Here is a 23,368-nt window from a genome sequence, read left to right on the forward strand (position 1 = left end):
ACCCCGCTTCCGCCGGCGCAGGTCAGGGGCCCGGCTCCGGGCACCAGTCGTGCAGGAGGCGGAAGAACGCCTCCTCGTTGCCGGTCAGGCCCGCGCGCTCCAGGGCCTGTTCCGCCTCGGCGAGGACCGTGGGCGGGACCAGCGGCGGGCCGCCCTCCACGTCGAAGGCGGCCCGGACGGTGTGCAGCAGCCGCAGATAGGCCTGGACAGCGGTGCGTTCGCGGTCGGTCAGAACGGCGGTGGGCATCGGTCGGCTCTCCCCGTGTCGGCGTCGTCGGTCCCGCGCCCTCGCGGCGCGCACGCCCCGCACAACGGTGGCGCCCCTCCAGCTTGCCGCCCACCACTGACAATCCGGCCCAGCAGCCCTCCGGTTCGCCCGCTCGGCGCAGGCGCACCGCATCCCGTCAGCCCTGCGGTCCCCGATACCCCAGCGACGCCTCGATCCGGCCCGCCAGATGATCCCGCTGCACCGGCCCGCGCGACGATGAACCGGCGAGCCAGGCCCGGCACTTGCTGGCGAGAAGGAGGCCGAAGCTCTCGGCCTCCTTCTCGTCGTCGAGGTCGAAGCGGGTGCGCGCGGCGACCTTCAGCACGGTCGCCTGGAGGTCGGCACCGTCGTCGAGCAGCCGGGCCGCGACGGCGGCGCCCTCGACGTGGTGGGAGCAGTGCCCGGCCTTCATGTGCCACAGCTCGTGGCCCAGAATCACCAACTGGTGATCGGGGGCGGTGCGTTCCTCGATCACGACGAGGTCCTGCTCGGCCATGTCCAGCCAGAGCCCGCTGGCGGTCCCGGGCGGGAACGCGGCCGTTCGGAAGCGGACGGGGCGGCCGCGGCGTCTGCTCATGCCGTCGCACAGGGCGGCGTACAGCTCCTCGGGCCGAGCCGGAGCGGGGAGGGTCAGCTCCGCGACCAGCTCGCCGCACAGACGGCGCATTTCCTTACCGATGCCCACAGTTCTCCCCACGGTCACGACTCCGGCCGCTTGACGCTCTCCAGGAGCATGTCCAGCCACTCCGCGACCTTGTCGCGGTGCTGGTCGGTGGGCAGTTGCGCGGCGCGCCAGGCGATGCCGCGCACGCCGTGGTCCTGCAGCAGCCGCTCCAGCGGGTCGTCCGCCGCCGCGGCCGCCTCCCGCTCGCGGTCGGCGAGCTTCTGCAGCAGCTCCTGCTCGGTGTGCTGGAGGGCGCTCACCAGCGCCTCGGGGTCCTCGGCCGTCAGGAAGCCGGCGTGCACCCGGAAGAACCGCTGGAGGGCGTCGCAGTGCTCCATGGTCGGCCGCCGGTCGCCGTTGATGAGGGCGCCGGCCTGCTGGCGGGACATGCCCGCGCCGTCGGCGATCTCCTGCTGGGTGTACTTGCGGCCGTTGGGCTTGAGCCGGGTCCGCCGCAGCAGGTCCAGGCGTTGCAGGAACCGGGCCTGAACATCGGGCTCGCCCGCAGGCCGGCCCGTGAGCAGGGCCTTGACGACGGAGACCGGGACCCCGGAGGCGACGGACAGCCGGCCGATGTCGAAGACCTCGGCGTGCGGCACGCCGAGCCGGTCGGCGAGCGCGCCGACACGGGAGACGACGGCTGATAGCACGACCGTCGGCGTGGCGCCCGGACCCTCGACGAAGCCACCCGTCACCGACAGATCTCCTACGTATCTCACAGGCTTCTCACAAGTGGATGCCGTGACCTACCCCGGCGTTAACTTCCCGGAGCGTAGCCGGTGCTTCGAACTCACATCCAGGTCTCGCCACAACTGTGGCCAATTTCAGCCGTCAACAGGCATGAAATGCCACGATAGTTGACACGCCTCAGCCCGGGGCAGCAGGATCGGGGCGCCGCGTCAAGGCCGCACAGGCAAGAGGGGTGACCTCCCGATGGCATATCAGGCAGGAGGGCGGCGGCCGGCACCGCGGCCCGTCCCCGAGACTCCGGAGGCCCAGGCCTACCTGGAGGACTACGCCGGGCTCCTGGAAGGCGTCTCCTTCCCCTCGCTCGTCGTCGACCAGTGCTGGGACGTGGTGCTGACCAACAGCGCCTTCCGGTCACTTTTCCGTGAGGCCGGCCCGCACCCGACGGCCATGCCGGGCGACAACTTCCTCCGCTTCGTGCTGTTCCACCCCGATGCCCCCGCGGTGCTCGGCGACCACGAGGCGAGCTGGTGCCTGCCGATGCTCGCGCACTTCGCACGGACCGTGGAGAGCCACGGTCCGGACCACGGCCTCCAGGCCATTCGCCGCGACATCGCCCAGGATCCGATCATGGAGGCCGCCTACCGGCACGGCCTGCCGCACTGGATCCGCGCGGTCGGCGAGGACGCCGTCGAGCAGGACGGCGCCGTACGGCCGCTGCTCCACCCCGATCCGCGCCGGGGCTCCACCGAGTGCCGGATCGTCGTCGAGACCTCCAGGACGCTGGAAGAACTGGGCTGCGCCCGGGTCACGTTCGTCCTGCGCGAGACGCGCCGCTCCGTGACCAGGGAGCGCCGCACGCGCCGCACCGCCTCCCATCTGAGGGTCGTCCCCGTGGCCGACTGACCGCTTCCGTGCGGTCGGACGGCCCGTGCCGCACCATTCCCAGGCCCTGTGGTGTGTGACATAGTACTGGCGTGAGCGAGTCGCTGACCTGCGATGTCGTGGTGGTGGGAGCCGGTGTCGTCGGCGCCGCCACCGCCCTGTACACGGCCCGCGCGGGACTGGACACCGTCGTGGTGGACCGGGGACCGGTGGCCGGCGGTACGACCGGAGCGGGGGAGGGGAACCTCCTCGTCTCCGACAAGGAACCCGGGCCGGAGCTCGAACTGGCCCTGCTGTCCGCCCGGCTGTGGGCTGCACTGGCCCGCGAGGGGCTGGGCGAGGCCGTCGAGTACGAGGCCAAGGGCGGTGTCGTCGTCGCGGGCACGGACCGGGCCCTGGCCGGGCTGGAGAAGCTCGCCGCCGAGCAGCGCGCGGCCGGGGTCGAGGCGGCCCCGGTGCCGCCCGACCGGCTCACCGACCTGGAGCCCTACCTGACCCCCGGCCTCGCGGGCGGCATGCACTACCCGCAGGACGCCCAGGTGATGCCCGCCCTCGCGGCGGCGCACCTGCTGCGCGCCTCGAAGGCGGGGGTGCTCACCGGCCGGGAGGTGACCGAGGTCCTGCGCGGCCCTGACGGTGCGGTGCGCGGCGTGCGGACCGGCCGGGGCGACCTCTACGCCCCGGCGGTCGTCAACGCGGCCGGCACCTGGGGCGGTGAGGTCGCGGCCCGCGCCGGAGTGTCCCTGCCGGTGCTGCCCCGCAGGGGTTTCGTCCTGGTCACCGAACCGCTGCCGCCGCGCATCCGGCACAAGGTGTACGCCGCCGACTACGTGGCCGACGTCGCGAGCGACTCCGCGGCGCTGCAGACCTCCCCGGTGGTGGAGGGCACCCCGGCCGGGCCGGTCCTCATCGGCGCCAGCCGCGAACGGGTCGGCTTCGACCGGTCGCTGTCGCTCCCGGCGGTGCGCGCGCTGGCGGCCGGGGCGACCGGGCTCTTCCCGTTCCTCGCCGGAGTGAGGGCGATGCGGACGTACGCCGGCTTCCGGCCGTATCTGCCGGACCACCTGCCCGCGATCGGCCCCGACCCGCGGGTGCCCGGGCTCTTCCACGCCTGCGGGCACGAGGGCGCCGGCATCGGTCTCGCCACCGGCACCGGCCGGCTGATCGCCCAGGCGCTGACCGGACATACGCCCGATCTGGACCTCGGCCCGTTCCGGCCCGACCGCTTCACCCGCTTCACCGAGGAGGCCGTGTGAACCCACTGGAGCTGGCCGGGGCCAGGCCCGGCCCCGCGTTCACGGTCACGTTCGACGGGCGGCCGGTCGACGCCCTGCCCGGGCAGACGGTCGCCGCCGTGCTGTGGGCGGCAGGGGTGACCTCGTGGCGTGACACCCGGCGCGGGGGGCGTCCGCGCGGGGTGTTCTGCGGGATCGGCGTCTGCTTCGACTGCCTGGTGATCCTCAACGGCCGCCCCAACCAACGGGCCTGCCTGGTGCCGGCGCGGCCCGGTGACGAGATCGGCACGCAGGAGGGCACGGGGCACGGGCGGACCCGCACCCCGGACGGCACCGGCGACGGGTCGACCGAGGAGGCGCGCCATGCGGACTGACCTCGCCGTGATCGGCGCCGGACCGGCGGGCCTCGCCGCCGCCCTGGCGGCCTCCGCGCGCGGTGTACGGGTCACGCTCCTCGACGCCGCGACGCAACCCGGCGGGCAGTTCTACCGGCAGCCCGGCGCGGGACTCGGCGCCGCGAGGCCCGAGGCGCTGCACCACGGGTGGCGGACCTGGGAGCGGCTGCGGGACGGGCTCGCCGCCAGTGCCGTACGCGTCCTGACGGACCACCACGTGTGGTGCGTGGAGCGCACGCCGGACGGCTTCACCGTGCACGCCCTGCTCGGACCGGAGCAGGAGGAGCCCGTCGAGGTGCACGCCCGCGCCGTGCTCCTGGCCACCGGTGGCTACGAGCAGGTGCTGCCCTTCCCCGGCTGGACGCTTCCGGGCGTCGTCTCGGCCGGGGGAGCCCAGGCCATGCTCAAGGGAGGGCTCGTCGTGCCGGGGCGCCGAGCCGTGGTGGCCGGGACCGGGCCGCTGCTGCTGCCCGTGGCGACCGGGCTGGCGGCAGCAGGCGTCGAGGTCGCCGCACTCGTCGAGTCCACCGCCCCCTTGCGCCTCGCCCGGCAGGCCCCCGCCCTGGCGGGCAAGCTCGCCGAGGGCGTCGGACACGCCGCAGGGCTGCTGCGCCACCGCGTCCCGGTCCTCACCCGGCACACCGTCGTCCGCGCCCACGGAGAGGACCGGCTGACCGGCGTCACCGTCGCCGCCCTCGACGCCGACGGACACGTCCGGCCCGGCACCGAACGGCACCTGCCCTGCGACACCCTCGCCGCCGGGCACGGCATGCTCCCGCACACCGACCTCGCCGAGAGTCTCGGCTGCCGCCTCGACGGACTCGCCGTGGACGTCGACACCGAACAGCGCACGGACGTGCCCGGCGTATGGGCGGCCGGTGAGGCCACCGGCATCGGCGGCGCCGCCCTCTCCCTCGCCGAAGGGCACATCGCCGGCTGCTCCGCCACCGCCCACCTGCACGGCACCGCCCGCGGCCCGGCCCCCGCCGCCCTCAAGGCCCGTACGGCGCTCCGGCGATCCGCGGCCGCCCTCGACTCCGCCTACGCCCTGCCCGCGTACTGGTCCGAGCAACTCACCGACGACACCGTCGTCTGCCGCTGCGAGGAAGTCACCGCCGGGTCCGTGCGCGAGGCCCTGGACCTCGGGGCGGGCGACGAACGCACCGTGAAGCTGCTCACCCGGGCCGGGATGGGCTGGTGCCAGGGCCGGATGTGCTCCACCGCCGTCGCCGGTCTCGCCGGCTGCGCACCCACCCCGGCCAAGCGCCCGTTCGCCCGTCCCGTACCGCTCGGCGTCCTCGCCCGGCACCATCCCCAGGAGGGACTCTCATGACCGGCCACCACCCCTGGCGCGGCGTCCTCGTCGCCACCGCGCTCCCACTGAACGACGACCTCTGCGTCGACTACGACCGGTACGCCGAGCACTGCGCCTGGCTCGTCGGGAACGGCTGCGACGGCGTCGTGCCCAACGGCTCCCTCGGCGAGTACCAGGTGCTCACCCCCAAGGAGCGGGCCCGGGTCGTCGAGACGGCCGTCGCGGCCATCGGCGGGGAGCGCGTGATGCCCGGCGTCGCCGCGTACGGGTCCGCCGAGGCCCGGCGCTGGGCCGAGCAGGCCGGCGAGGCCGGCTGCCGCGCGGTGATGCTGCTGCCGCCGAACGCGTACCGCGCCGACGAGCGCTCCGTCCTCGCCCACTACGCCGAGGTCGCCCGGTCGGGCCTGCCGGTCGTCGCGTACAACAACCCCATCGACACCAAGGTCGACCTCGTGCCCGAGCTGCTCGCCCGGCTGCACGGCGAGGGGTACATCCGCGGCGTGAAGGAGTTCTCGGGCGATGTCCGCCGCGCTTACCGGATCGCCGAACTCGCCCCCGAACTGGACCTCCTGATCGGCGCGGACGACGTCCTGCTGGAGCTGGCCGTCGCCGGCGCCAAGGGCTGGGTGGCGGGCTACCCGAACGCGCTGCCCCGCGCCTGCGTGGAGCTGTACCGGGCCGCCGCCGGCGGCGACCTCGGCACGGCGCTGCCCCTGTACCGGCAACTGCACCCGCTGCTGCGCTGGGACTCCCAGGTGGAGTTCGTCCAGGCCATCAAGCTGTCCATGGACATCGCCGGCCGCCACGGCGGGCCCTGCCGCCCGCCCCGCGCCGCGCTGCTGCCCGGGCAGGAGGCGGCGGTCCGCGCCGCCACGGAGAAGGCCCTCGCGGCCGGACTGGGCTGAGGACCATGCGCAGCAGACTCGCCCTGCACGCCGTCGACTCGCACACCGAGGGCATGCCGACCCGCGTGATCACCGGCGGCATCGGCACCGTCCCGGGCGCCACCATGAACGAACGGCGGCTGTGGTTCCGCGAACACCGCGACGACATCAAGCAGTTGCTGATGAACGAGCCGCGCGGCCACTCCGCCATGAGCGGCGCGATCCTCCAGCCCCCGGCCCGGCCCGACTGCGACTGGGGCGTCCTCTACATCGAGGTGTCCGGCTATCTGCCCATGTGCGGGCACGGCACCATCGGCGTGGCGACCGTCCTCGTCGAGACCGGCATGGTCGAGGTCGTCAAGCCCGTCACGACCATCCGGCTCGACACCCCGGCTGGCCCGGTCGTCGCCGAGGTGGCCGTCGAGGACGGGGCCGCCTCGTCGGTCACCCTGCGGAACGTGCCCTCCTTCGCTGTCGGCCTCGACCGCGAGGCCACCCTCGCCGACGGCCGGACGGTGACGTACGACCTGGCCTTCGGCGGCAACTTCTACGCCATCCTGCCGCTGGAGCGGTTCGGCCTGCCCTTCGACCGGTCCCGCAAGGACGAGATCCTCGCGGCCGGCCTGTCCCTCATGGCCGCCGTCAACGCCGAGGACCCGCCCGTCCACCCGGAGGACCCCTCCATCCACGGCCTCCACCACGTCTACCTGGCCGCCCCCGGCTCCACCGCCCGCCACTCCCGGCACGCCATGGCCATCCACCCCGGCTGGTTCGACCGCTCGCCCTGCGGCACCGGCACCAGCGCCCGCATGGCACAACTGCACGCGCGCGGCGAACTCCCGCTGCACACCGAGTTCGTGAACGAGTCCTTCATCGGAACCCGCTTCACCGGCAGACTGCTCGGCACGACCGAGGTCGCCGGCCGCCCGGCCGTGCTGCCCAGCTTCACCGGCCGCGCCTGGATCACCGGCACCGCCCAGTACCTGCTGGACCCCGAGGACCCGTTCCCGGCGGGCTTCGTCCTGTAGACACCCCCGCAAGACACGAGAGAGGAACCCCGACCGTCATGGCCGCGCAGCACACCCCCGCCCTGCCCGTGCTCGGCAGCAGGAAGCCCAGCCACCGGGAGCGGGTCGCGGACGCGCTGCGCGCCGCCCTGATCGCCGGCGAACTGCGGCCCGGCGAGGTCTACTCGGCCCCCGGCCTCGCCGCCCGCTTCGGCGTCTCCGCCACGCCCGTGCGCGAGGCCATGCTCGACCTGGCCAAGGAGGGACTGGTCGACACCGTGCCCAACAAGGGCTTCCGGGTCACCGCCGTCTCCGAGCGCCAGCTCGACGAGTACACCCACATCCGGGCGCTGATCGAGATCCCCACCACGGCGGAGCTGGCCCGCACGGCCGACCCGGTGGCCCTGGAGGCGCTCCGCCCGGTCGCCCGCGAGATCGTCACCTCCGCCGTGGCCGGTGACCTCATCGCCTACGTCGAGGCCGACCTGCGCTTCCACCTCGGCCTGCTGGCCCTCGCCGGCAACGGCCACCTCGTCGACGTCGTACGCGACCTCAGAGGCCGCTCCCGGCTCTACGGTCTGACGGCCCTGGCCGAACAGGGGCGGCTGGAGGCGTCGGCCGAGGAGCACCTGGAGCTCCTGGACGCGCTGCTGGCTCGCGACGAGGAGGCCGTACGGGCCGTCATGACCAGGCACCTGGGGCATGTGCGGGGCCTGTGGGCGGCACCCTGAACCGCCGGACACCGCCGGGTCAACGGCCGCGTTTGGCCGCCTGTACCTGCTCGTACACCCGGGTCCGCAGCTCGGCGAAGCGCGGGTTCACGCGCGTGTGCAGCTGGTCCCGCTGGTCCGGCAGGTCGACTTTCAGCTGCTCCCGGACGACGGTGGGGGAGGCCGACAGCACGAGCACCCGCTCGCCGAGGTACACGGCCTCGTCGATGTCATGGGTGACGAACAGGATCGTGATCCCGCGCTCCCGCCACAACCGCCGGACGAGGTCCTCCAGTTCGGCCCGGGTCTGGGCGTCCACCGCCGCGAACGGCTCGTCCATGAGCAGCACCTCGGGCTCGTACGCCAGCGCCCGCGCGATGGCCACCCGCTGCTGCATGCCGCCCGACAGCTGCCACGGGTACGCCCCGGCGGCGTCCGCGAGCCCCACCGACTCCAGCGCGTCCGCGACCAGCGCGCGCCGCCGCTGTCTGCTCAGCCTCTTCTGCTTCAAAGGCAGTTCGACGTTCTGCCCCACCCGCATCCACGGGAACAGGCTGCGGCCGTACTCCTGGAACACGAACGCCATGCCGGGCGGCGGCCCGTCCACCGGGCGGCCCGCGAGCCGCACCTCACCGGCCGTGGGGGCGAGCAGACCGCCGACGCACTTGAGCAGGGTCGTCTTGCCGCAGCCCGACGGCCCGACGAGACAGACCAGTTCCCCCGCCGCCACGCTGAAGGTCAGATCGCGCACCGCCTCGGTCCGCCGCCCGGAACCCTCGTAGACCTTGTGCAGGCCCTGTACGTCGAGCATGGACCGCCCTTTCGCGGAGTTCACGGGGACCGCCGGCCGGATGCGCGCAGGCCGTGGTACCAGCCGAGCACCCGCCGCTCGGCCAGCCCGAAGAGGACCGAGAGGAGGAAGCCGAGCAGACCGAGGAGCAGGATCCCGGTCCACATGTCGGGGATGGCGAAGCCGCGCTGGAACTGCACGATGGTGAAGCCCAGGCCGTTGCCGGCCGCGAACATCTCGCTGATCACCATGAGGATGATCCCGATCGACAGCGCCTGGCGCAGGCCCGCGAAGATCTGCGGGCTCGCCGAGCGCAGCACCACGTCCCGCAGCCGGGCCACGCCCGTGATGCCGTACGAGCGGGCCGTCTCGGCGAGGACCGGGTCGACCGCGCGGACGCCCTCGACCGTGTTGAGCAGCACCGGCCAGACACAGCCGCTCGCGATCACGGCGATCTTCATCGTGTCGCCGATCCCGGCGAACAGCATGATGACCGGCACCAGGACCGGCGGCGGCACCGCCCGCAGGAACTCCAGCACCGGCTCGCACAGCGCCCGCACCCGCCGCCAGGAGCCGATGACGGTGCCGAGCGCCACCCCCGCGACGGCCGCCGCGGTGTAGCCCGCCGCGAGCCGCAGCACGCTCGGCAGCACGTCCCCGCGCAGCCGCTCGCCCGTCCAGACGTCCGGGAAGACGCCGAAGACGGTCCGCAGCGGTGGCCAGTAGACGTTCGTGCTGCCGGCCGACGCCGCCCACCAGAGGGCCACCAGCACCGCGGGCAGGGCGAGCGCGAACACCAGCCGCAGCAGAGCCTTCCCCCACATTCCCGACGTCCTTCGGGCAGGGGGGACCCCCATCACACCGCCACCTCCCCGCGCACCGACTGGTGCCAGGCCAGCGCTCGCCGCTCCACCGCCCTCGTCCCCACGTTGATCAGCAGCCCGAGCACCCCGGTCACCACGATCAGCGCGTACATCTCCGGCACCGCCTGCGAGGTCTGCGCCACCGCGATCCGGGCCCCCAGACCCGGGGCGCCGATGACCAGTTCGGCGGTGACGGCGAGGATGAGCGCCACGGCGGCGGCCAGCCGCACCCCGGTCATGACGTACGGCAGCGCCGTCGGCCACAGCACGTGCCGGACCCGGGCCCACCCGCCCAGGCCGTACGAGCGGGCCGTCTCCTCCGCGACCGGGTCGACGTCCCGCACGCCGTACAGGACCTGGATCAACACCTGCCAGAACGCGGCGTACCCGACCAGGAGCAGGACCGAGCGCAGTTCCGTGCCGTACAGCAGCACCGCCAGCGGGATCAGCGCGACCGACGGGATGGGCCGCAGGAACTCGATCGTCGAGGCCGTCACCTCGCGCAGATACGGCACCACGGAGATCACCACGCCCGCGACGACACCCGCGCTCACCGCGATCGCCAGGCCCAGCGCCCAGCCGGTGAGGGTGTCGCCGAGCGCCGACCAGAAGGCGGTGTCGGAGAGTTCACGGCCGAGCGCGCCGGCGATGCGGCAGGCCGGCGGGAAGTGGTCCTCGTCGACCAGGCCGAGCCGCGGCACCGCCTCGCCGAGCAGGACGAACACCGCGCACCCGGCCGCGCCGAGGGCCGCGTCGGAGCCCCTCACGGCAGCAGCTCGTCCAGATTCGGCGCCTTCTCGAACAGGCCGTCCCGCTCGCCGAGTTCCGCCAGCCGCTCGATCGACGCGCGGTCCGGCTCGGCCGGATAGCGCGGCAGGGTCAGCTTCTCCAGCAGGGTGGCGGGGATCTTCGTGTAGGTGGTGAGGATCTGCCGGACCTCCTCCGGGTGGCTGTCGGCGTACTTCAGCGACTCGGCGGTCGCCTCCCGGAACTTCTTCACCAGGTCCGGGTTCTTGCCGGCGAACTGCTGTGAGGTGAAGTACATGGCGACGGTGAGGTCGGGCGACACGTCGTGGAAGTTCGAGGCGATCTCCTTGCCGCCCGCGGCCTTCACGGTGGCCAGGGCGGGCTCCGGGGTGCAGGCCGCGTCGACCTGCCCGCCGTCCAGCGCGGCCGGCATCCGGTCGAAGGGCATCTCGACGAACTCCACCTTCGACGGGTCGCCGCCGTCCTTGCGGACGGACTCCCTGATCGAGGTGTCGCAGACGTTGTTGAGGGTGTTGACCGCCGCCTTCTTGCCTTCGAGCTGCTTGGCGGAGGTGAGGGGTGAGCCCTTCCCCACGGTGATGGCGGCGAAGTCGGCACCGTCCTCGCCCGTCGACGCGGCGCCGTTCGCCACGGCCTTGACGGGCACGTTCTTGGACCGGGCGACCAGCAGCGACGTGGTGTTGCTGAAGCCGAACTGGAACTGGCCGGAGATGACTCCGGGCACGATCGCGGCCCCGCCCTGGGCCGGTACCAGCTCCAGTTCGAGCCCGCGGTCGGCGTAGAAGCCCTGCTTCTCGCCCAGGTAGACGGGCGCGACGTCCAGCACGGGAACGACGCCGACCTTGACGGTGGTGGTTCCGCCGGACGGGCCGGCCGTGTCCTTCCCGCCGGGGTCGGACGAGCCGCAGGCGGTGAGGGCGGCCAGGACGGACCCGGCCGTGAGACCGACGAGCAGGCGACGCATGGCTCCCCCTGTGGGACCGGCTGAGGTGCTCCGACAGGCTGTGCGCAGGCAGTACGGAAGTGCTCAGCGGGAACCTAGGGCCCGCCGGGAGCCAGGGTCAATGCACGTGCCGTGAAGGCTTGTTGAAACCGGCACCTTCGGGTCAGAGGTCCAGCACGAGCCGCCCGCCGCGGCAGCGGGACACACAGATGAGCATCGTCTCGCCCGCAGCACGCTCGTCGTCGGTCAGTACCGAGTCGCGGTGGTCCGGCTCGCCGTCCAGGACGTCGGTCTCGCACGTGCCGCAGGTGCCCTCGGTGCAGGAGTACAGCACCTCCACCCCGGCGTCGCGCACGGCGTCGAGCACGGACACGTCCGGCGCGACGGTGAGCGTCTGGCCGCTGCGCGCCAGTTCCACCTCGAACGCGGTGTTGCCGCCGGTCTCCTGTTCCTTCGGCTGGAACCGTTCGACGCGCAGGACCCCGGACGGGCAGCGGGCCTCGACGGCGTCCAGCAGCGGCCCGGGGCCGCAGCAGTAGACGAGCGTGCCCGCGGGCACGTCGTCCAGCACCGAGGGCAGGTCCAGCAGGCCCGTCTCGTCCTCCGGTGCGAAGGTCACGCGGTCCCCGTAGCGGTCGAGTTCCTCGGCGAACGCCATGGACCCGCGGGTGCGCCCGCCGTACAGCAGCGTCCATTCGGCGCCCGCCGCCTCCGCCGCCGCCAGCATCGGCAGAAGCGGTGTGATGCCGATGCCGCCGGCGACGAAGCGGTAGCGGGGGGCGGGTTCCAGGCGGAAGTTGTTCCGGGGCCCGCGCACCCGCACCTTGGCGTCCTCGCCGAGCTGCTCGTGCACATGGGCGGAGCCGCCCCGACCGGCGGGCTCGCGCAGCACCGCGATCCGCCAGGCCGACCGGTCCGCCGGGTCGCCGCACAGCGAGTACTGCCGTTCCAGGCCGGGCCCGAGCAGCACGTCGACGTGAGCGCCGGGCTCCCAGGCCGGGAGCGGCTCGCCCAGCGGATGGCGCAAGGTCAGGGCGAGCACTCCCTCGGCGGCGAACTCCCGTCGCTGGACGATCAGTTCGGCTTCGAACACGGTCATGAGCCGGCCCCTCGCGGTTCGTCGTCGCTCACGTGCCCCTGAGGGTGGGCGAGCATCCACTCCCACATCTCGACCGGGTCCTGCGCGGTGTGCTCACGGCCGCAGTGGCACGTGCCGTGCAGGACGTCGGTGCCGGGCACCCAGTCGATGCGGTAGATCTCGCCGGTCGGAGCCGTCACAGGACCTTCTCCACGGGCTTGTCGCCCTGCTCGACCAGCCGGGCGAGAATGCGGCGGGCGGCCAGGCCGCCGGTGTCGATGTTGATGCTCAGCTCCTGGTAGCCGGTCCGCTCGGTGCCGAGCGTCTCCTGCAGCAGGTTGAGCGCGGTGACGTCCTGCATGACGACGGTGTGGTTGTTCCCGCGCAGGAACTCGGTGACCTCGGCGTCGTCCGTGGCCCAGTCGCGCGAGACGGCCCAGAAGTCGTACACCTTGCCGTCGCCCGACGGCGTGATCGCGTACGTGATCTCGGTGTGGAAGCCGTTCGGATCGCTGCCGTCCGCCTCGGGCAGCACTCCGACCGGGGCGATACGGCTGTGCAGCAGGTACAGGCACGGCGCGTGGTACTCGATGTCCTGCCAGCGGGTGATGCGGCCCTCGATGCCGGTGGACTTGGCGTAGAAGGGCGGGCACGCGGCATCGTCCATGTGCCGGCTCACCCGGACGATCCCGGCGCCCTCGTCGACCTCGGTGGTGATCGGCGTCTCGGCGACCTCGGGGGTGCCGATGTAACCGCCGTGCAGATACGTCTCGTGGGACAGGTCCAGGAGGTTGTCGACGAGCAGGCCGTAGTCGCAGTCGATGGGCTCCATGCCGCGCACGGTGACCCAGCCGGGGGAGTCCAGGTGCCGGGCCCGGGGGATGGTCTGCGGGTCGGCGAGCGCCGGGTCGCCGATCCACACCCAGATCAGCGAGTCCTGTTCGACGACCGGGTAGGAGGCGACCCGGGCGGTGCGCGGCACCCGTTTCTGCCCCGGCACGTACACGCACGTGCCGCTCGTGTCGTACGTGAAGCCGTGGTAGCCGCACACGATCCGGTCCCCGTCCAGGCGCGTCGGAGCCTGGGACAGCGGGTAACGGCGGTGCACGCACCGGTCGTGCAGGACGACCGGGGTGCCGTCCTCCTCCGTCCGGTAGAGCACGAGCGTCTCACCGAGGATCGTCCGGCCGAGCAACTCCCGCCCGACCTCATGACTGTAGGCGGCGACGTACCACTGGTTCCTGGCGAAGGCGGTCATGTGAGGCATGGGCGCTGGCTCCCGTCTGTGGTCGTGCCGTCATCGTCGGGGCGGCTCTCCAGGCGTCGCAACGGGCCTTCCGTCAGGCGGAAGCCGTTGCCGTATCAAAAAGTGAAAGCGCAACAGAATCCCGGACTTCTTCCTGGCGGAGAATTCACATATTCTGGACATATGGGAAATACAGCTGAGTTCTATGTGGTCAAGCACGGTGACAATCTCGTCAAGATCGCGTCCAGGCACGGTGTGACGCTGGGCCAGATTCTCGAGTGGAATCCCCAGATCGAGAATCCGGACATCATCCACCCCGGTCAGCGAATCCGCGTGAGGGCACCACATGCGCACGGGGAGTTCGAGCCGTTCCCGGGCGCCGACTTCTTCCAGTCGTCGGTGACGAGTCCGGTCATCGAGGCCATGGGGTTCCGGCTCATCGAGGAGGAGTGCTCGGCGTACGCCGCCGGGCCCGACTCGCAGTGGAGTGAGGCCGACCGGAAGTCGTACGCGATGTGGCAGCGCAAACTCGGATTCACAGGCCGCGACGCGGACGGCACGCCGGGCCGGAAGTCCTGGGAGAGGCTTCACGTACCCGCCGTCTTCGAGTGAGCGCCATCGCGTCGGGCGGGCCGCCGCGGACCGCCTGGCGCGCACGGGCCAGGGCTCGTATCGCCTATCTCGAAGCCGAGCTGGAACACGAGAGCGGCAGACTGGCGCCGGGCGACCGGACGGCGCTCATCGAGGGAATGCGAGGCCATCTGGAAAAGGCCCGCGCGGCCGTGGACGAAGATTTCGGATGGCGGAAACTGTGGTCGGGATCGGCAGCCCGTGAGGGCGTTTGCTCGAATATCCGCAACGCCGAGGTGTTGTTGATTCAACTGGTTTCCGACGAAGAAGCCTCGGGCCGCGTCAGTGAGGTCATGGCGCTGGTCAAGGACCATCTGGACGCGGACGACCCGCGGCGGGTCCGGCTCGCCCTGCGACTGCGCCCCATCATCTCCGGCGACGTCAGCGCGAGCGACCGGGACCTCATGAGCCGGGCGCTCGACGCCGCCTATTGCAGCCTGGACGACGAACTGGCCCGGGTCCGCAGCCTGCGCAACATCCTCTGGGCCGCGACGGTCCTCGTAGTGATCGGGGTGGTGAACCTGGCCCTCTACGGATGGTTCTCGCCCGGTTCGCTGAGCTTGTGCTTCTCACCGCAGGGCAGCTCCGGGAGCACGGTCACCGTCGTGTGCCCCACCGCCGAATACCACAACCAGCCGGCCGACACGGACCCGAGCAGGCTGGCCGGAGCGACGGACATCCTCACCGTGGCGATCGCCGGACTCGCCGGTGCCGCCCTCACCGTCATCGCGTCGCTGCGCCGCATCCGGGGCACCGACTCCCCCTACATGCTGCCCCTGGCGTCGGCCGTGCTGAAGCTGCCCACCGGTGCCCTGTCCGCCTTCCTCGGGCTGCTGCTGATCCGGGGCGCCTTCGTCCCCGGACTGAGCGACCTCGACAGCAGGGCGCAGGTCCTCGCCTGGGCCGCGGCCTTCGGCGCCGCACAGCACCTGGTGACGCGTCTCGTCGACGACCGGGCCCAGATGACGCTGTCGGAGGTGGGCCGGACCACCGACGCCGTGATCAACCCCGAGCGGGTCGCTGTCAGGGAGGGACCGCCGGCGTCCGCCCCCGGGTCGCCCAACGGCGCGGGTCCGCACGACGAGCCGCACGGGCCCGACGGAGACGGCGAACCGGTCCCCGGTGGCGGGCCACCTCACCGCCGCAGCGGCGCGTGAGCCGTCTCCGGCAACCGCAGGTACACCACGGACGACACCAGGCAGATCACCGCGACGTACCAGGGGAACAGCCCCGCGTGGCCCTGCTCCTTGAACAACGTGCCCACGTACGGGGCCGTGCCGCCGAACAGGGCCACCGTCAGGGAGTAGGGGAAGCCGATGCCCGCCGCGCGGACCCGGGGCGGGAAGATCTCCGCGTTCACGGCCGCGCTGATCGAGGTGAACCCGGTCAGCAGCACCATGCCCGCGCACTGTACGAGCAGCAGCACGGCGAACGAGTCCCGCAGGGTGTGCAGCAGCGGCACGGCCAGCAGCGCGAAGCCGAGGCCGAAGAAGAGCAGCAGGGGGCGGCGGCCGTAGCGGTCCGAGAGCAGGCCGCCGAGCGGTTGCAGCAGGGCGAAGAAGCCCAGGGAGATCGTGCCCGCGAGCAGCGCGTCCGACTTCTCGATGCCGGCGTTGAGTTCGGCGTACGTCGGCAGGTACGACGTCCACGTGTAGTACGCGATCGTGCCGCCCGCCGTGATGCCGCCGATGAGGAGTGACTCGCGCGGATGCCGGCGCAGCGCCTCGAACAGGCCCGGGCGCGGCGCCCGCTGCTGCTCGGCGCTGCGGGTCTCCTGCGCGCCCTGCCGGATCCAGAAGCCGACCAGGCTCAGCACCGCCCCGAGCACGAACGGCACCCGCCAGCCCCAGCCGTTCATCTGCCCGTCGTCCAGCGTGCGCACCAGCAGGGCCGCGATGCCGGAGGCGACCAGCTGCCCCACCGTCGTCGACACGTACTGGAAGCTGGAGAACACCCCGCGCCGGCCGGGCCCCGCCGATTCCACCAGGAACGTCGTCGAGGCCGCGAACTCGCCGCCCACGGACAGACCTTGCAGCAGCCGCGCGAGGACCAGGATCACCGGCGCGAGCACGCCCACCGTGGCGTACGTCGGAGTGAGCCCGACGAGCAGGCTGCTGCCGCCCATCAGCAGGATGGTGACCGTGAGGGCGGCCCGCCGTCCGTGCCGGTCCGCGACCGCGCCCATCAGCAGCCCGCCCACCGGCCGCATGAAGAAGCCGACCGCGAACACCGCGAACGTGGACAGCAGCGGCACCAGCGAGTTGTCCGCGCTCCTCGGGAAGACCTGGTCGGCGATGTAGGTGGCCAGAAACGTGTAGGCGTACCAGTCGTACCACTCCACCGCGTTGCCCACCGAGGCGGCGAGGAGCTGGCGAACGGGCCGTTGCGTCGGCGGGGAAGCCGTCTGCGTCTCTGTCACGCCCCTCACCCTCCCCTGGGAGCGCCCCGGAACACCTGGCGTACCGGCGACTTTCACACGAGTGTCACCGGCCCCTTCCTTGTCGTTTGGTGTCCCTGAAACACTCCTTCCGCGCAGATTCCGTCACGTTCCGGCCATCCAGCACAGCAGGATGAGAGGTCTGTCCTTCATGTCCGAAGTCAACCGGCGCCGCTTCCTCCAACTCGCGGGCGCCACCACGGCCTTCAGCGCGCTGTCCGCCAGCATCCAGCGCGCGGCCGCGCTTCCGGCGAACCACCGCACGGGGTCGATCGAGGACGTCGAGCACATCGTCGTCCTGATGCAGGAGAACCGATCCTTCGACCACTACTTCGGCACCCTGAGAGGCGTCCGCGGCTTCGGCGACCCCCGCCCGGTCACCCTCGACAACGGCAAGCCGGTCTGGCACCAGGAGAAGGACGGCAAGGAGATCCTGCCGTTCCACCCGGACGCCGACGACCTCGGCATGCAGTTCCTGGAGGGCCTGCCGCACTCCTGGCCCGACGGCCACCAGGCCTACAACGGCGGCAAGTACGACCGGTGGGTGCCCGCCAAGGGCACGACGACCATGGCCTACCTGACCCGCGAGGACATCCCGTTCCACTACGCCCTCGCCGACTCCTTCACCGTCTGCGACGCCTACCACTGCTCGTTCATCGGCTCCACCGACCCCAACCGCTACTACATGTGGTCCGGGTACACCGGCAACGACGGCAGCGGCGGCGGCCCGGTCCTGGACAACGCCGAGCTCGGCTACGGCTGGACGACCTACCCGGAGCGCCTGGAGCAGGCCGGCATCTCCTGGAAGGTCTACCAGGACATCGGCGACGGCCTCGACGCGAAGGGCTCCTGGGGCTGGATCCAGGACGCCTACCGCGGCAACTACGGCGACAACTCCCTGCTGTACTTCGACAAGTACCGGAACGCCCAGCCCGGCGACCCCTGGTACGACAAGGCCCGCACCGGCACCGACGCCAAGGCCGGCGACGGCTACTTCGACCGGCTGCGCGCCGACGTCAAGGCCGGCAAGCTGCCCCAGATCTCCTGGATCGCCGCCCCCGAGGCCTTCTCCGAGCACTCCAACTGGCCCTCGAACTACGGCGCCTGGTACATCGCCCAGGTCCTGGACGCCCTCACCTCCAACCCGGAGGTCTGGTCGAAGACCGCCCTGTTCATCACCTACGACGAGAACGACGGCTTCTTCGACCACGTGGTGCCACCGCTGCCGCCGAAGGACGCCTCCCGGGGCCGGTCCACCGTCGACGTCTCCCTCGACCTCTTCCCGGGCGGCGCCGGCAAGACGGCGGGCCCCTACGGCCTCGGCCCCCGGGTGCCGATGCTGGTCGTCTCGCCGTGGAGCAAGGGCGGCTACGTCTGCTCCGAGACCCTCGACCACACCTCGATCCTGCGGTTCATGGAGCGCCGATTCGGCGTGCGCGAGACCAACATCTCGCCGTGGCGCCGGGCCGTCTGCGGTGACCTGACCTCGGCGTTCGACTTCTCCCGCAAGGACGCGCGACCCGCGCCGCTGCCCGGCACCGACGAGTACGAGCCGCAGGACCGCGAGCGCCACCCCGACTACCGGCCGACTCCGCCCGCGGACCCGCGCATGCCCCGCCAGGAGCGCGGCCTGCGCCGCTCCCGGCCCCTGAAGTACGCCCCGCACGTGGACGCCTCGGTCGACGCCGCGGCCGGCAGGCTCACCCTCACCTTCGCCTCCGGGGCGAAGGCGGGCGGCGCCTTCCACATCACCTCCGGCAACCGCGCCGACGGTCCCTGGATGTACACCACCGAGGCCGGCAAGACGCTCTCCGACACCTGGAACTCGGCCTACTCCAGGGGCGCCTACGACCTGACCGTGCACGGCCCGAACGGCTTCGTGCGGGTCTTCAAGGGCTCGAACAAGGCGGCCGGCTGCGAGGTCACCGCGCGCCACACCGGCGACGACATCGAGCTGACCTTCACCAACCAGGGCTCCGGCACGGCCCGCCTGAAGCTCGCGAGTGCCTATGGCGGCCGGCCCTCGACCGTCACCGTCCGCCCGGGCGCCCGGGTGTGCCGGACCGTCGACCTCGCCGGCAGCCGCCGCTGGTACGACCTGACCGTCACCGCCGAGGGCGACAAGGCGTTCCTGCGGCGGTTCGCCGGGCACGTCGAGAACGGGCGGCCGGGGGTGAGCGACCCGGCGATCATCACCGCGTAGCGGGAGTGAGGTGCCCCGGATCGTGCGGCCGGGGCACCAGCGCCGGTTCGGCCGTGGCCGAGCCGGGCTCCAGAGCCAGGACCGCGGCCACCGGATGGTCGTCGTCGGCCGCCGCGGGTGCCGCCCGGCTGAGCAGTACCACGCCCCAGGACGCCAGGCCCGCCCCGGCGAGCGCGAGCAGAACGCCGACCGGGCCGCCCTGGAGGCGTTCGCCCAGCAGCGACAGGCCGATCACCGCGGCGGCCAGCGGGTTGGCCAGCGTCACCATCGCGAGCGGGCCGCCCAGCCCACCCCGGTACGCCGTCTGGGAGAGCAGCAGCCCGCCGGCCGCGAAGGCCGCCACGAGCAGTGCCACGCCCACCACCTGGACGCTCAGCACCGGGCCGGTCCGGTCCGTCGCGGCCACCGTCGCCGTCTGGGTGAGGGCCGAGGCGACACCGGAGGCCAGCCCCGACGCGGTCGCGTGCCGCAGTCCGGGGCGGGTGCCCGGCCGGGACAGCACCCCGATGAACGCCGCGGTGGCGCCCGCCACCGCGAGCGCCTCGGGAACGCTCAGCACATCGTCCGGCGCCGGACCGGACGCCGTGACCAGGATCGCGCCCAGGCCCAGCAGGGTCAGCGCGGTGCCCTTCCACTCGACCGCGCTCACGTGCCGTCCTGCCATCCGCGCCCCCATGGGCACCGCCGCGACGAGGGTGAGCGCGCCGAGCGGCTGGACGACGGTCAGCGGACCGTACCGGAGGGCGACGACGTGCAGCAGCGCGGCCGACGCGTTCAGACCGACCGACCACCACCAGGCGCCGCTGCCGAGCAGCCGCAGCGTGCCCGCACCGGGGGAGCGGGACGCGAGCCGCTCCTGGGCGACCGCGGCGGCCGCGTAGGCGACGGCGGAGACGAGCGACAGGGCGACGGCGACCACCACGGCGTTCACCGGCCCGCTCCCACGAGTGCCCGCTCGTCCCTCTGGGCCGGTACGAGGCCGCCCTGCGCACGGCCGGCCGTGGTCGCCGTGCGGTCAGGCAGGTGGATCACCGCGAGCGCGAGGCCGAGCAGGGCCGCCGCCACGATCGCGTCGAGCCAGTAGTGGTTGGCGGTGCCGACGATCACCAGCAACGTCAGCAGCGGATGCGCCGGCCACAGCCAGCGCCACCGCGAGCGGGTCGCGACGATCAGGCCGACCGCCACCATCAGCGCCCAGCCGAAGTGCAGCGACGGCATCGCCGCGAACTGGTTCGACAGGGAGTCGGTCGCCGGGTCGCCGTACACCGACGGCCCGTACACCCGCGCCGTGTCGACCAGGCCGGTCGCGGCCAGCAGGCGCGGCGGGGCGAGCGGGAACAGCAGGTGCAGCACCAGGGCGGCGGCGGTCACCGCGGCCAGGACCCGGCGGGCCCACACGTAGTGCACCGGGCGGCGCAGGTAGAGCCAGACCAGGAAGGCGGCGGTGGCCGGGAAGTGTACGGTCGCGTAGTACGTGTTCGCGAGGTGCGCCAGGCCGTCGCCGTGCAGCAGCAGGGACTGCACCGTCCCCTCGCCCGGCAGATGGACCGCTCGCTCGAAGTCCCACAGGCGGTGCGCGTTGTGGAAGGCCTCGCCGGTGTGGCCCGTGGCCAGCCGGCCGAACTTGTAGACGAGGAAGAGCCCTGCGACGAGCAGGAGCTCCCGGACGAGCGGCGGTCGCGCTATCGCGTCGGACCCCGCCTGCGCAGGCTCGGTGCGGGCATTCATCCCCCGGCCCCTTCGGTGACGGTGGCGCTGTTATCGGTACGAGAGCGTACCGATACGGCAGTGTACCGATACGGCCGCGTACCGGTACACTGCCGTATCGATAGACGTACGACACATCGCCGGCCGGGAATTTTCCGGCCGCCCGACGAAAGCCAGGAGCACCGCCCATGACGTCGCAGGCTGCGGACCGGCCCGAGCCGGTCGGTGCCACGCGCCGCTCCAAGATCACGCCCGAGCGTGAGCAGGAGTTCTACGACGCCGTGCTGGAACAGCTGGGGGAGTGCGGCTACGACTCCGTCACCATGGAAGGCGTCGCCGCGAGCACCCGGTGCAGCAAGTCCACGCTCTACCGACAGTGGAAGACCAAGCCCCAGCTGGTGGCGGCGGCGCTGCGCTCCCACCGGCGCACGCGCTGCATCGACACCGGCTCGCTCGCCGAGGACCTGCGCGAGGCGGCCCGGGCGGCGGGGGAGCTGTCCGGCCGGGACACCAAGCTGCTCCAGGCGCTCGCCCATGCCGCGGGCCAGGACCCGGAGTTGCAGCGTGCGCTGCGCGAGGCGCTGGTCGAGCCGGAGATCGCCGCGCTGAAGGAGATCATCCGGCGCGGGGTCGAACGCGGCGAGGTGCCCGCCGACCATCCGGCGCTGGAGTACATCCCGGCACAGCTGCTCGGTGTCCTGCGGGTGCGGCCCGTCCTGGAGGGCGAGTGGGCCGACCCGGACTACCTGGTCCGGTTCGTGGAGGCCGCCGTGCTGCCGGCACTGGGCCTTACCTGAGACCCGGGCCGCCGTCCGCCGGATGACCGGACGGTGACCCGACCGCGCCGACCCGTGGGGACGGGGGCGGCGCGCACCCCCCGGCCGGGTGGGGTTCCCCTGTGAGCGGCAGGGGCGCCCCACCCGGCCGACCGGTGTGCGGGTGTCCGCTCCCGGTCAGACGTCCTGACCGTTGCCGCTGCCCGTCGCCGCCTTGATGCCCCGGGTGATGTCGTCGAGCACGCTCTCCTGCTGGCCCGCGTCGACGCCGAACCGGATGACGACCATCAGCTTCGCGTTCGCGGGGGAGGGGAATGCGAGCGACTCCACGATTCCATCGGCGCCCTTGCTCGTGACGGCCTTCCAGCGGACCAGGTAGCCCTTCTGCCCGGCCACCGTCACGGCCTTGGACTCCAGGACGTCGTGCGAGGTGATCCCGCCGTAGGACTTGCCGCCGTAGGATTCCTCGGCGTTCTTCCCGATGTCCGCCTTGGCGATCTCCTCGGCGGTGGCGCCCTTGGTGCCGAGGGCCAGGGCCGGTGCGGAGTAGGCGCCGCCCTTGGTGCAGGTCGAGGAGGTGTCGCCGGGGCACTTGTAGGAGTCGTCGGACGTCACCTGCGCGCCGGCCCGGGCCTGCTGGCCGTACCAGCCCTTCGGTATCGGCAGGCTGATCCCGCTCACCGCGTCGGTCACCGACCCGCTCCTGATCTTCGGCGGCTCGGACTGCTCGGGCCCCGGGCTCTGCCCGCCGGACTCGCCGTCACCTCCGGACCCGCCGTCGCCGCCGGAGCCCCCGGACCCGCCCGGTCCGCCGAACGGCCCGCCCTGGCCCCCGGGCGCACCCGGCCCGCCGGGCTGCCCCTGCGACGTGGGTGAGCCGCCCCCGCCGTCGTCCGTCAGGGCGTACACGCCCACGCCGATGCTGGTGAGCACGACCACGGCCGCCGCGACGGCCGCGCCGATGCGCAGCCGCCGCCCGCGGCCGCCCGGAGGCGCGGTTTGGTAGGCGGGGTAGGCGGGATACCCGGCAGCACCTGGGTAGGCGCCGTTCCCTGGATACGCGCCGCTTCCTGCATGCGCGCCGGTTCCCGGGTACGCGCCGCTTCCCGGGTACGCGCCGCCGCTCCCGGGCTGCCCGCCGGCTCCCGGTTCCCCGGCGGTACCTGAGTACGCGCCGCTTCCGGGTTGCCCGTCGGCACCTGGATGCCCGGCGGCTTCCGAGCCCTGAACGCCGTCGGGCTGCCCGGTGGCCCCCCGGCCCTGGACGCCGTCGGGCTGCCCGGCGGCCTCCGGGCCAGCGGTGCCGGTCGGCTGTCCGGTCGCCGGCGCCGCGGGCCCGGCCGGATTCCCGGCTCCCTGCCCATCACTCCCGGTCGGCTGCCCGGCTTCCTGCGTTTCGCCTCCGATGGGCTGCCCGGCTCCGGGGCTCGCGGTCTCGCCCGGCGCACCGGTTCCCGGCGTGCCGGCCCCGCCCGGGGTCTCGGCGGCAGCCGGACGGCCCGCCGGCCCGGTCGGGGGACCCCAGGCCGCGGGCGGCTGTACCGGGCGGACGCGGTCCGTCCAGGTCCTGCCGTCCCACCAGCGCTCGGTGGCGGGCCCGTCACTTATCTGTCCGGGGTCGGGGTACCACCCGGGAGGAGTCTCCTGCGTCATGCCCCCACCGTATGAGGCGTCGGTGAAAGAGGCATGAGAGGACCCGGAACCGGTTGTTCCAGGGGTAGCCGGCCGGGGCCGCGACACGGCACGGCGGCGATCGGCCAAGCAACCGCGGACGCTCGTCCCGCTATGGCTGAATGCACGTCACCTCCCGTGATTTTGCCCGGTGTTGACCGAAATACGGCTGGTGACGGGCCGGGCGCGTCGCCCGGCCGCACCCG

At 72.8% G+C, this 23,368-nt stretch carries 24 protein-coding genes and 2 pseudogenes; 11 read left to right on the forward strand and 15 right to left on the reverse strand.

What is annotated here, in order from left to right:
• Positions 1 to 22: 22 nt before the first annotated feature.
• The 3 genes from OO68_RS08805 to OO68_RS08815 all read right to left on the reverse strand — a co-directional run bounded on the left by OO68_RS08805 (position 23) and on the right by OO68_RS08815 (position 1,627).
• Positions 23 to 247, reverse strand: a complete 225-nt coding sequence (locus OO68_RS08805; protein ID WP_033307648.1) for a hypothetical protein — start codon at positions 245 to 247, stop codon at positions 23 to 25.
• Positions 248 to 404: 157 nt separating this feature from the next.
• Positions 405 to 935, reverse strand: a complete 531-nt coding sequence (locus OO68_RS08810) for a hypothetical protein (RefSeq protein WP_033307649.1) — start codon at positions 933 to 935, stop codon at positions 405 to 407.
• Positions 936 to 967: 32 nt separating this feature from the next.
• A complete protein-coding gene (locus OO68_RS08815; RefSeq protein ID WP_033307650.1) occupies positions 968 to 1,627 on the reverse strand; it encodes a helix-turn-helix domain-containing protein in 660 nt (219 codons plus the stop codon).
• A gap of 238 nt (positions 1,628 to 1,865) precedes the next feature.
• Between OO68_RS08815 and OO68_RS08820 the strand changes: the two genes are divergently transcribed.
• From OO68_RS08820 to OO68_RS08850, 7 genes are all read left to right on the forward strand, one after another.
• A complete protein-coding gene (locus OO68_RS08820) occupies positions 1,866 to 2,525 on the forward strand; it encodes an MmyB family transcriptional regulator (protein WP_033307651.1) in 660 nt (219 codons plus the stop codon).
• Between the two features lie 71 nt (positions 2,526 to 2,596).
• Positions 2,597 to 3,760, forward strand: coding sequence for an NAD(P)/FAD-dependent oxidoreductase (locus OO68_RS08825; RefSeq protein WP_033307652.1), 1,164 nt, complete (start codon positions 2,597 to 2,599; stop codon positions 3,758 to 3,760).
• Entirely contained in the window at positions 3,757 to 4,113 is a 357-nt protein-coding gene (locus OO68_RS08830) for a (2Fe-2S)-binding protein (protein WP_078625230.1), read from the forward strand. Before OO68_RS08825 ends, OO68_RS08830 begins: the two co-directional genes overlap by 4 nt.
• Positions 4,103 to 5,467, forward strand: coding sequence for an FAD/NAD(P)-dependent oxidoreductase (locus tag OO68_RS08835; RefSeq protein WP_033307653.1), 1,365 nt, complete (start codon positions 4,103 to 4,105; stop codon positions 5,465 to 5,467). The genes OO68_RS08830 and OO68_RS08835 overlap by 11 nt, the downstream gene beginning before the upstream one ends.
• On the forward strand, positions 5,464 to 6,354 hold the full coding sequence (locus tag OO68_RS08840) for a dihydrodipicolinate synthase family protein (protein WP_033307654.1): 891 nt from the start codon (positions 5,464 to 5,466) through the stop codon (positions 6,352 to 6,354). Before OO68_RS08835 ends, OO68_RS08840 begins: the two co-directional genes overlap by 4 nt.
• A gap of 5 nt (positions 6,355 to 6,359) precedes the next feature.
• On the forward strand, positions 6,360 to 7,361 hold the full coding sequence (locus OO68_RS08845) for a proline racemase family protein (RefSeq protein WP_033307655.1): 1,002 nt from the start codon (positions 6,360 to 6,362) through the stop codon (positions 7,359 to 7,361).
• Between the two features lie 38 nt (positions 7,362 to 7,399).
• Positions 7,400 to 8,071 (forward strand): GntR family transcriptional regulator, encoded by a 672-nt coding sequence (locus OO68_RS08850; protein ID WP_033307656.1) that lies wholly within the window; start codon positions 7,400 to 7,402, stop codon positions 8,069 to 8,071.
• Between the two features lie 19 nt (positions 8,072 to 8,090).
• On the opposite strand, the gene OO68_RS08855 is transcribed toward OO68_RS08850, so the two are convergent.
• The 7 genes from OO68_RS08855 to OO68_RS08885 form a co-directional block, all read right to left on the reverse strand.
• Entirely contained in the window at positions 8,091 to 8,861 is a 771-nt protein-coding gene (locus OO68_RS08855; RefSeq protein WP_033307657.1) for an ABC transporter ATP-binding protein, read from the reverse strand.
• A gap of 20 nt (positions 8,862 to 8,881) precedes the next feature.
• Positions 8,882 to 9,664 (reverse strand): ABC transporter permease, encoded by a 783-nt coding sequence (locus OO68_RS08860; protein WP_033307658.1) that lies wholly within the window; start codon positions 9,662 to 9,664, stop codon positions 8,882 to 8,884.
• Positions 9,665 to 9,696: 32 nt separating this feature from the next.
• Complete coding sequence (locus tag OO68_RS08865) at positions 9,697 to 10,470, reverse strand: ABC transporter permease (protein ID WP_033307659.1); 774 nt, start codon at positions 10,468 to 10,470, stop codon at positions 9,697 to 9,699.
• Positions 10,467 to 11,435 carry an ABC transporter substrate-binding protein gene (locus tag OO68_RS08870; RefSeq protein WP_033307660.1) on the reverse strand — a complete coding sequence of 323 codons (969 nt, stop codon included), beginning with the start codon at positions 11,433 to 11,435 and terminating at the stop codon, positions 10,467 to 10,469. Before OO68_RS08870 ends, OO68_RS08865 begins: the two co-directional genes overlap by 4 nt.
• Positions 11,436 to 11,577: 142 nt before the next feature.
• A complete protein-coding gene (locus OO68_RS08875; protein ID WP_033307661.1) occupies positions 11,578 to 12,513 on the reverse strand; it encodes a PDR/VanB family oxidoreductase in 936 nt (311 codons plus the stop codon).
• Positions 12,510 to 12,692, reverse strand: a complete 183-nt coding sequence (locus OO68_RS08880; protein WP_033307662.1) for a hypothetical protein — start codon at positions 12,690 to 12,692, stop codon at positions 12,510 to 12,512. The genes OO68_RS08875 and OO68_RS08880 overlap by 4 nt, the downstream gene beginning before the upstream one ends.
• On the reverse strand, positions 12,689 to 13,759 hold the full coding sequence (locus OO68_RS08885) for a Rieske 2Fe-2S domain-containing protein (RefSeq protein ID WP_209442560.1): 1,071 nt from the start codon (positions 13,757 to 13,759) through the stop codon (positions 12,689 to 12,691). The genes OO68_RS08880 and OO68_RS08885 overlap by 4 nt, the downstream gene beginning before the upstream one ends.
• Before the next feature lie 339 nt (positions 13,760 to 14,098).
• On the opposite strand from OO68_RS08885, the pseudogene OO68_RS47125 reads away from it, so the two are divergent.
• Positions 14,099 to 14,350: pseudogene (locus tag OO68_RS47125) on the forward strand (peptidoglycan-binding protein); the annotation flags it as partial.
• Complete coding sequence (locus OO68_RS08895) at positions 14,347 to 15,525, forward strand: hypothetical protein (RefSeq protein WP_245236933.1); 1,179 nt, start codon at positions 14,347 to 14,349, stop codon at positions 15,523 to 15,525. The pseudogene OO68_RS47125 and the gene OO68_RS08895, both read left to right, overlap by 4 nt.
• Here the strand turns inward: OO68_RS08895 and OO68_RS08900 are convergent.
• Positions 15,504 to 16,787: an MFS transporter gene (locus tag OO68_RS08900; RefSeq protein ID WP_033307664.1), complete on the reverse strand. Its 1,284-nt coding sequence runs from the start codon at positions 16,785 to 16,787 to the stop codon at positions 15,504 to 15,506. The two genes, OO68_RS08895 and OO68_RS08900, sit on opposite strands and share 22 nt — an antisense overlap.
• 169 nt (positions 16,788 to 16,956) lie before the next feature.
• On the opposite strand from OO68_RS08900, the gene OO68_RS08905 reads away from it, so the two are divergent.
• A complete protein-coding gene (locus OO68_RS08905; RefSeq protein ID WP_033307665.1) occupies positions 16,957 to 19,008 on the forward strand; it encodes a phosphocholine-specific phospholipase C in 2,052 nt (683 codons plus the stop codon).
• Here the strand turns inward: OO68_RS08905 and OO68_RS08910 are convergent.
• Positions 18,998 to 19,939 carry a DMT family protein gene (locus OO68_RS08910; protein WP_033307666.1) on the reverse strand — a complete coding sequence of 314 codons (942 nt, stop codon included), beginning with the start codon at positions 19,937 to 19,939 and terminating at the stop codon, positions 18,998 to 19,000. The genes OO68_RS08905 and OO68_RS08910 overlap by 11 nt on opposite strands.
• Positions 19,936 to 20,736, reverse strand: a complete 801-nt coding sequence (locus OO68_RS08915; RefSeq protein ID WP_033307667.1) for a phosphatase PAP2 family protein — start codon at positions 20,734 to 20,736, stop codon at positions 19,936 to 19,938. Before OO68_RS08915 ends, OO68_RS08910 begins: the two co-directional genes overlap by 4 nt.
• A gap of 167 nt (positions 20,737 to 20,903) precedes the next feature.
• Here OO68_RS08915 and OO68_RS08920 point away from each other — a divergent pair, with 167 nt between their 5' ends.
• Entirely contained in the window at positions 20,904 to 21,512 is a 609-nt protein-coding gene (locus OO68_RS08920) for a TetR/AcrR family transcriptional regulator (protein WP_033307668.1), read from the forward strand.
• A gap of 156 nt (positions 21,513 to 21,668) precedes the next feature.
• On the opposite strand, the gene OO68_RS45325 is transcribed toward OO68_RS08920, so the two are convergent.
• A complete protein-coding gene (locus OO68_RS45325) occupies positions 21,669 to 22,460 on the reverse strand; it encodes a hypothetical protein (protein WP_033307994.1) in 792 nt (263 codons plus the stop codon).
• Between the two features lie 564 nt (positions 22,461 to 23,024).
• Positions 23,025 to 23,144 (reverse strand): annotated as a pseudogene (locus tag OO68_RS45330) (DUF2510 domain-containing protein); the annotation flags it as partial.
• Positions 23,145 to 23,368: the final 224 nt, after the last annotated feature.

The sequence above is a fragment of the Streptomyces iakyrus genome (assembly GCF_000717055.1).
In the GTDB taxonomy this organism is placed as follows: Bacteria; Actinomycetota; Actinomycetes; order Streptomycetales; family Streptomycetaceae; genus Streptomyces; species Streptomyces iakyrus.

What these genes read in the sequence shown, in the direction of transcription:
- OO68_RS08840 (WP_033307654.1), top strand. Translation starts at nt 5,464, where the DNA reads ATGACCGGCCACCACCCCTGGCGCGGCGTCCTCGTCGCCACCGCGCTC.
- OO68_RS08850 (WP_033307656.1), top strand. Translation starts at nt 7,400, where the DNA reads ATGGCCGCGCAGCACACCCCCGCCCTGCCCGTGCTCGGCAGCAGGAAG.
- OO68_RS08835 (WP_033307653.1), top strand. Translation starts at nt 4,103, where the DNA reads ATGCGGACTGACCTCGCCGTGATCGGCGCCGGACCGGCGGGCCTCGCC.
- OO68_RS08805 (WP_033307648.1), bottom strand. Translation starts at nt 247, where the DNA reads ATGCCCACCGCCGTTCTGACCGACCGCGAACGCACCGCTGTCCAGGCC.
- OO68_RS08905 (WP_033307665.1), top strand. Translation starts at nt 16,957, where the DNA reads ATGTCCGAAGTCAACCGGCGCCGCTTCCTCCAACTCGCGGGCGCCACC.
- OO68_RS08855 (WP_033307657.1), bottom strand. Translation starts at nt 8,861, where the DNA reads ATGCTCGACGTACAGGGCCTGCACAAGGTCTACGAGGGTTCCGGGCGG.
- OO68_RS08810 (WP_033307649.1), bottom strand. Translation starts at nt 935, where the DNA reads ATGCGCCGTCTGTGCGGCGAGCTGGTCGCGGAGCTGACCCTCCCCGCT.
- OO68_RS08885 (WP_209442560.1), bottom strand. Translation starts at nt 13,759, where the DNA reads ATGCCTCACATGACCGCCTTCGCCAGGAACCAGTGGTACGTCGCCGCC.
- OO68_RS08875 (WP_033307661.1), bottom strand. Translation starts at nt 12,513, where the DNA reads ATGACCGTGTTCGAAGCCGAACTGATCGTCCAGCGACGGGAGTTCGCC.
- OO68_RS08845 (WP_033307655.1), top strand. Translation starts at nt 6,360, where the DNA reads ATGCGCAGCAGACTCGCCCTGCACGCCGTCGACTCGCACACCGAGGGC.
- OO68_RS08870 (WP_033307660.1), bottom strand. Translation starts at nt 11,435, where the DNA reads ATGCGTCGCCTGCTCGTCGGTCTCACGGCCGGGTCCGTCCTGGCCGCC.
- OO68_RS08820 (WP_033307651.1), top strand. Translation starts at nt 1,866, where the DNA reads ATGGCATATCAGGCAGGAGGGCGGCGGCCGGCACCGCGGCCCGTCCCC.
- OO68_RS08920 (WP_033307668.1), top strand. Translation starts at nt 20,904, where the DNA reads ATGACGTCGCAGGCTGCGGACCGGCCCGAGCCGGTCGGTGCCACGCGC.
- OO68_RS08915 (WP_033307667.1), bottom strand. Translation starts at nt 20,736, where the DNA reads ATGAATGCCCGCACCGAGCCTGCGCAGGCGGGGTCCGACGCGATAGCG.
- OO68_RS08860 (WP_033307658.1), bottom strand. Translation starts at nt 9,664, where the DNA reads ATGTGGGGGAAGGCTCTGCTGCGGCTGGTGTTCGCGCTCGCCCTGCCC.